We start from the raw sequence: 6043 nt of genomic DNA, 5'->3' as shown, positions 1-6043 counted from the left end.
CGCCGCCACCCCCGCCACCGCCGCCACCACCACTGCCGCCACGGCCGCGCGAACGTCGGTTGTTCGGTCCTTGTCTCATTCGGGTCTTGTGGCCCCATGTTCGAGATGCGCATTCCCCGCATCGCGACGGCCGTCCTTCCGGCCGCCGGGCCCGCCACGGCACCGTGCCGCGGATCGGAATCGGGGAGTCAAATGCGGCGTCCGGGACCCATCCTGGTCAATTGGCCCGGGGCGCGTCGGCTTGGCGTAAGCCTGCCGACCCACGGATCGTCGCTGTCCCGCACCCTAACGGGGAAACACCGGCAATCCAACTGCTTTTTTGTGGGGGACACCGGATTCACCCGGTTCTCACCGATCGTTACGCCCCCGAACGCACCGTTCCACGCCGCCGAGGTCGCGGAAGATCCCGGTAACGCCCAGGCCGTTGGCCTCCAGCAGGGCGGCCACGTCCGCCGCCTGTCCGATGCCGACCTCCAGCGCCGTGGTGCCGCCGGGCTTGAGAAGGCCGGGAAGCTGGGCGGCTATGGCGCGGTAGGCGTCCAGCCCGTCGGCGCCGCCGTCCAGCGCCCGCAGCGGGTCGTGCTCGCGCACCTCCGGGTCCAGCGACGCGATGTCGCGGCTGGGGATGTAGGGCGGGTTGGAGACCACGAGGTCGAAGCGCTCGGCCAGCCCATCGCCCCAGTTGCCGGTCCGGAAGCGGGCGCGGTCGCCGAGATGGTTGCGCGCGGCGTTGGCCGTGGCGGCCTCGACCGCGCCCGGGCTGAGGTCGATGCCGAGGGCGGTGGCGTTCGGCAGCTCGGCCAGCAGCGCCAGCAGGATGCAGCCGGTGCCGGTGCCGAGGTCGAGGATGCGCAGGGGGGCCGCGCGGTCGGGGAGGGCGTCCAGCGCGGCTTCGACGATGGTCTCGGTGTCGGGGCGCGGGTCGAGGGTGTCGGCGTTGAGCGACAGCTCCAGGCTCCAGAACGCCCGCTCGCCGAGGATGCGCGACACCGGCTCGCGCGCGGCGCGGCGCTCGATGAGGGCGTGCACGGCGGCGGCCTGTTCGGCGGTGACCGGGGAGTCGGCGTTGAAGAGAAGCTGCTCGCGGGTGAGGTTCAGCGCGTGCTGGACGAGCAGGCGGGCGTCGAGGTCGGGGGTGTCGACGCCGGCCTCCGTCAGGCGGGCCTCGGCGGCGCGGCGGAGGGTGCGGAGGGTTTCGGTCATGACTTGCCCCCACCCTCCCCGCGCCCTGCGGCGCGGGTCCCCTCCCTCCCCCGCTTCGCAGGGGAGGGCGCTTTGTCCCCTCCCCTGCGAAGCGGGGGAGGGTTAGGGTGGGGGCACGTGTTGCGGATCATGAACCTATGCGGGATTCGAAGCTCAAATACCGGGCGAGAGAACTGCGCACCCAGCCGACGGATGCGGAACGGAGGCTGTGGCGTCTGCTGCGGCAGGAGCAACTCGGTGGGTGGCGTTTCCGCCGGCAGCATCCCATTTCGCCTTACATAGCGGACTTCGCCTGCATAGAGGCGAAGCTGGTCATCGAGGCGGACGGTGGGCAGCATGCGGAATCCTCTTACGATGAAGCCCGGGATCGGCATCTGCGAAGCCTCGGCTGGCGGGTGCTGCGGTTCTGGAACCCTGAGGTGCTGACCAATCCGGAGGGTGTGGCGGAGACGATCCTTGCGGCGTTGTCCGATCCGGATCACTTGCCTCCACCCCTTACCCCTCCCCCGCTGGGCGGGGGAGGGGAATGACGACCGACGGACTATTGAAGTTCCGCCAGCCGGGCCGCCTCGTCCTCGGCGATCAGCGCTTCGATCAGTTCGTCCAGGGCCTCGCCGGCCATCACCTTGTCGATCTTGTAGAGCGTCAGGTTGATGCGGTGATCCGTCACGCGCCCCTGCGGGAAGTTGTAGGTGCGGATGCGCTCGGACCGGTCGCCGGAGCCGACCTGGCTCTTGCGGTCCGCTGCGCGGACGGCGTCCTTGGCGGCGCGCTCCAGGTCGTAGAGGCGGGAGCGCAGCACCTTCAGCGCCTTGGCCTTGTTCTTGTGCTGGCTCTTCTCGTCCTGCTGGCTGACCACGAGGCCGGTCGGCAGGTGGGTGATGCGCACCGCGCTGTCCGTCGTGTTGACGCTCTGCCCGCCGGGGCCGGAGGAGCGGAACACGTCGATGCGCAGGTCCTTCTCGTCGATCTGGACGTCCACCTCCTCGGCCTCGGGCAGCACGGCCACGGTGGCGGCGGAGGTGTGGATGCGCCCTTGAGTCTCGGTCTGCGGCACGCGCTGCACCCGGTGCACGCCGGATTCGAACTTGAGCCGCGCGAAGACGCCGCGCCCGGTGATGTTGGCGATTGCCTCCTTGCAGCCGCCGAGCGCCGACTCGCTGACCTCCATGGTCTCGAAGCGCCAGCCGTGCAGGCCGGCGTAGCGGCGGTACATCTCGAACAGCTCGGCGGCGAACAGCGCCGCCTCGTCGCCGCCGGTGCCGGCGCGCACCTCCAGGATGGCGTTCTTCTCGTCCGCCTCGTCCTTGGGCAGCAGCGAGATCTGCACCTTGCGCTCCAGCTCCGGGACGCGCTTGGAGAGGTCGTGGAACTCCTCCTCGGCCAGGGACTTCATCTCGGCGTCGCCGTCGGGGTCGGCGATCATCGCGGCGAGATCCGCGGCTTCCGCCTTGGCCTTCTTCAGCTCGGAGATCGCCGCGGCGATCGGCTCCAGGTCCGAATATTCCTTGGACAGCTTGGCGAACGCGCCGGAATCGGCTGTGCCCGCCGCCAGCGCGTCGCGCAGTTCGTCGTGGCGGGCCAGCACCTTGTTGAATTTCTCGTCCAGGCTCACGATCGCTTGTCCCCAGTCTCTACGGACTCCGTCCGTTCCGTCTCGTTCTTAGCATCCCCGTCCAGCCGGAACAGCCGGAACAGCAGGCGCTCCGCCGCCGCGTGCTCCGGCAGGCCGCCGCCGTCCGTCCCCGCCGCCATCGCCCGCAGCACCTCCGAGGGGTGGTGCAGCAGCCGGTTGACCAGCAGCCGCGTCGCCGCCGCGGCGTTCAGCCCGGCGTGCTCGGCCAGCAGGCGGCGGCGCTCCTGCTCGAAATGGGCGCGCAGGGCCGCGACCGCCGGCACCGCCGCGCGCTCGGCGCGCTCGCGGGCGAAGGCCGCCACCGCCTCCTCGACGATGGCCCAGGCGGCGCGCACCGCGGCGTCGCGCCCGGCCCGGCCCTCCAGCGCCACCCGCTCCAGGTCGGCGAGGTCGTAGGTGAAGGCGCCGTCCAGCTTGGCCACCGTCGGATCGACGTCGGCGGGGATCGCCGCGTCCACCACGAACACCGGCCGGTAGCGCCGTGCCTTCAGCGCCGCCTTCACCGCGTCGCGCGACAGGATATAGCGTCCCAGCCCGGTCGCGGTCACCACGATATCGGCGCCGGCCAGCGCGGAGTCCAGCTCCATCCACGGCGCGAAGTGGCCGCCCTGGCGGCGCGCCATCGCCTCGGCCCGGCGGTCGACGTGCGCGGCGATGGTGACGCGGCCAAGGCCGGCCTCCTTCAGCCCCTCCAGCACCAGCACACCCATGTCGCCCAGGCCCATGAGCAGGGCGGCGCAGCGGCCGAGATCGCCGTGGATGTCACGCGCCACCTGCACCGCCGCGGCGATGATCGAGGTGGCGCCCTCGGCGATGGGCGTGTCGCTGCGCACCCGCTTGGCGGCGGCGTAGGCGGCTTGCAGCAGCGCCTCCAGTTCCGGGCCGGTCATGCCGGCGCCGGCAGCAACCCGGTGCGCCGCCTTGATCTGGCCGAGGATCGCCGGCTCGCCGACGATCTGGCTGTCCAGCGAGCAGGCCACCGAGAAGACGTGCCGCACCGCCCGGTCGCCGACGTAGGTGTAGAGCTGGTCGGCGAGGTCGTCGGCGGCGATGCCCAGCCGCTCCGCCATCACCGCGGCGGCGTCGAGCGCGCCCTCCAGCGGGCGGGGGTGGACGGCGTGCACCTCGACGCGGTCGCAGGTGGACAGCCACAGCGCCTGCTCGAAGCCGGCGGCCTTGAGGTGCGCCAGCATGTCCGGCACCTCGGCCTCCTCGGTGGCGAGCCAGTCGCGCAGCGAGCCCGAACAGGTCCGGTGGCTGGCGCCGATGACGAGGTAGAAAGCGGTCAACGCGGTGGTCCGTTTAATTCCCTCTCCCGTCCCGGGAGAGGGTGGCCGCGCAGCGGCCGGGTGAGGGCAAAACCGAGGGTCCTTGCACTGACCCTCACCCTCCCGCCGCAACGCGGCGGGCCCCTCCCTCTCCCGGGGCGGGAGAGGGGATCTTACCCTATTCCGCGGCCTTGGCGGCTTCGATCTCGGCAGCCTTCTTCTCGACGAGGCCGACGAGGTGGTCGACGATGCTCTGGTCCTTCAGGCGGTGGTCGGTCACGCCCGACAGGTACACCTGGTGCGTGTTGTTGCCGCCGCCGGTCAGGCCGATGTCGGTCTCGCGCGCCTCGCCGGGGCCGTTCACCACGCAGCCGATCACCGACAGCGTCAGCGGCGTGGTGATGTGCGCCAGCCGCTGCTCCAGGATCTCCACCGTCCTGATGACGTCGAAGTTCTGCCGGGCGCAGCTGGGGCAGGAGATCACCGTCACGCCGCGCCGGCGCAGGCCCAGCGACTTCAGCATCTCGTAGCCGACCTGCACCTCCTCGGCCGGGTCGGCCGACAGCGAGACGCGGATGGTGTCGCCGATGCCCGACCACAGCAGCATGCCCAGCCCGATGGACGACTTCACCGTCCCGGCGCGCAGGCCGCCGGCCTCGGTGATGCCGATGTGCAGCGGGTAGTCGCAGGCCTCGGCGAGGCCCTGGTAGGCCGCCACCGCCAGGAACACGTCCGACGCCTTGACCGAGATCTTGAACTCGGTGAAGTCGTGGTCCTCCAGGATCCTGGCGTGGTTCAGCGCGCTCTCGACCATCGCCTCGGGGCAGGGCTCGCCGTACTTCTCCAGCAGGTCGTGCTCCAGCGAGCCGGCGTTGACGCCGATGCGCATGGAGCAGCCGTAGTCCTTCGCCGCCTTCACCACCTCGCGCACGCGGTCGGCGGAGCCGATGTTGCCGGGGTTGATGCGCAGGCAGGCGGCGCCGCTCTGCGCCGCCTCGATGGCGCGCTTGTAGTGGAAGTGGATGTCGGCGACCACCGGCACGTCCACCTGCCGCACGATGTCCTTCAGCGCCAGCGCCGACTCCTGGTCCGGGCAGGAGACGCGGACGATGTCGACGCCGACGCGCTCGGCCGCCCTGATCTGCTCGACCGTGGCCTGCACGTCGGTGGTCGGCGTGTTGGTCATGGTCTGCACGGAGATCGGCGCGTCGCCGCCGACGAGCACCTTGCCGACGCGGATCTGCCGTGATGTGCGGCGCAGGATCTGGCGGTAGGAACGCACGGTCATGGGTCTGGCCTTCGCGGGCTGGAAAAAGCGGGCAGGACTGAAGTGCGGACGGCCGCCGCGGATTCCAAGGGGATCGACGGGGGGATCGGCGGGGATCAGCGCGCCGGCTTGGGCTCCAGCGGCACGTCGCGCAGCACCTGGCCGACCGAGCCCATCGGCTGGCCGGCGACGCCGTCGATCACCACCACGAGGCCACCGGCGTTGCCGGTGCGCAGGCGCACGCCCGGGCGGTCGGGCACGCGGTAGGTGTCGCCCGGCTTCAGCACGCGGGTGAAGATGATGTCCTGCGAGTCGCGGATCTGCACCCAGCTGTCCTGGACGGCGCGCACCTGGACGCGCGTGGTGCCGTTCTGCGCGCCGTAGACCTTGCCGTCGGCCGGAGCGGCGGGCGCCTGCGGCGCGGCCGGCGGGGCGGCGGCGGCGGGCGACAGCGGCGTCGGGTCCTGCCGGGCCATGTCGACCTCCTCCTCGTCGCCGTGCGGCGCGGGGGGGACGATGGTGGCCTGTGGGGCAGGGGCCGGCGTGGGCGCGGTGGCGGGCGGGCGTGGCGGCACGGGCGCGGCGACCGGGGCGGGCGGCGTGACCGGAACGGCGGCCGGCGGTGGCGGGCTGACGGACGCGCCGCCCGGCGGGGGCGGCGGGGCGGGC

Annotated in this window: 6 protein-coding genes; 1 reads left to right on the top strand and 5 read right to left on the bottom strand. The window is 71.9% G+C overall.

Features of this window, described 5'->3' with window-relative positions; translation table 11 throughout:
• Nucleotides 1-348 precede the first annotated feature (348 nt).
• The gene (prmC, locus tag TSO221_RS23105) at nt 349-1203 is read right to left on the bottom strand and encodes a peptide chain release factor N(5)-glutamine methyltransferase (RefSeq protein ID WP_109120879.1); all 855 of its coding nucleotides are present in this window, start codon (nt 1201-1203) and stop codon (nt 349-351) included.
• A gap of 137 nt (nt 1204-1340) precedes the next feature.
• Here prmC and TSO221_RS23100 point away from each other — a divergent pair, with 137 nt between their 5' ends.
• Nucleotides 1341-1733, top strand: coding sequence for a DUF559 domain-containing protein (locus tag TSO221_RS23100; protein ID WP_109120878.1), 393 nt, complete (start codon nt 1341-1343; stop codon nt 1731-1733).
• 11 nt (nt 1734-1744) lie between these two features.
• Here the strand turns inward: TSO221_RS23100 and prfA are convergent, their stop codons facing one another.
• The 4 genes from prfA to TSO221_RS23075 all read right to left on the bottom strand — a co-directional run.
• Complete coding sequence (gene prfA, locus TSO221_RS23095; protein WP_109120877.1) at nt 1745-2818, bottom strand: peptide chain release factor 1; 1074 nt, start codon at nt 2816-2818, stop codon at nt 1745-1747.
• Nucleotides 2815-4128: a glutamyl-tRNA reductase gene (gene hemA / locus TSO221_RS23090; RefSeq protein ID WP_109120876.1), complete on the bottom strand. Its 1314-nt coding sequence runs from the start codon at nt 4126-4128 to the stop codon at nt 2815-2817. The genes prfA and hemA overlap by 4 nt, the downstream gene beginning before the upstream one ends.
• Nucleotides 4129-4285: 157 nt before the next feature.
• Nucleotides 4286-5395: a flavodoxin-dependent (E)-4-hydroxy-3-methylbut-2-enyl-diphosphate synthase gene (gene ispG / locus TSO221_RS23080; protein ID WP_109120875.1), complete on the bottom strand. Its 1110-nt coding sequence runs from the start codon at nt 5393-5395 to the stop codon at nt 4286-4288.
• A 95-nt stretch (nt 5396-5490) separates the two neighbouring features.
• Nucleotides 5491-6043 (bottom strand): DUF4115 domain-containing protein (locus TSO221_RS23075; protein ID WP_146208886.1); only part of this gene is annotated, 553 nt, incomplete at its 5' end.

The sequence above is a fragment of the Azospirillum sp. TSO22-1 genome (assembly GCF_003116015.1).
Lineage (GTDB): Bacteria > Pseudomonadota > Alphaproteobacteria > Azospirillales > Azospirillaceae > Azospirillum.
This window is presented reverse-complemented; position numbering and strand designations above follow the sequence as displayed.